At 76.6% G+C, this 367-nt stretch carries 1 protein-coding gene; it reads right to left on the bottom strand.

Annotation, left to right across the window (positions count from 1 at the left end; genetic code table 11):
• Positions 1–367, bottom strand: a 367-nt coding sequence (locus VTU_RS0118200) for an aspartate/glutamate racemase family protein (protein ID WP_010106824.1), incomplete at both ends; no start/stop codon positions are given.

Raw genomic sequence — 367 nt, 5'->3', positions numbered from 1 at the left:
CGGCCTCGGGGTCGGCCGCCAGTTGCGCGCCCGTGGGGGCCACGGTGTGGATTCCGGCCAGCGCCTGCGCCTGGCCCAGCGCCTGCGCCAGGCGGTGCAGCATGGGGGCCCAGCGCGCGCCGCCGGTGACGATGGCGTAGCGGCCATGGCGCGCGGCCTCGATGAAGGAGGCTTCGGCGAGCCCGGTCACGGGAGCGGGGCTGCTCTCGCGCAGCGCCATCAGGCCGGGGTCGCCAAAGCAGCCGATGAGCACGGCGTCGGGCTGCTGCCGGGGCTGCGCCAGCGCGTGCGCCCAGGCGTCCAGTGCCGTGTGCGCGGCCACGGCGTAGCTAGCTTCGCAGGCGATGTAGGGCGCGCCAAAGCGCGC

It is taken from the genome of Verminephrobacter aporrectodeae subsp. tuberculatae At4 (assembly GCF_000193225.1).
In the GTDB taxonomy this organism is placed as follows: Bacteria; Pseudomonadota; Gammaproteobacteria; order Burkholderiales; family Burkholderiaceae_C; genus Acidovorax; species Acidovorax aporrectodeae.
The sequence above is the reverse complement of the archived record's forward strand: the minus strand, read 5'-3'. Positions and strand labels throughout refer to the sequence as shown.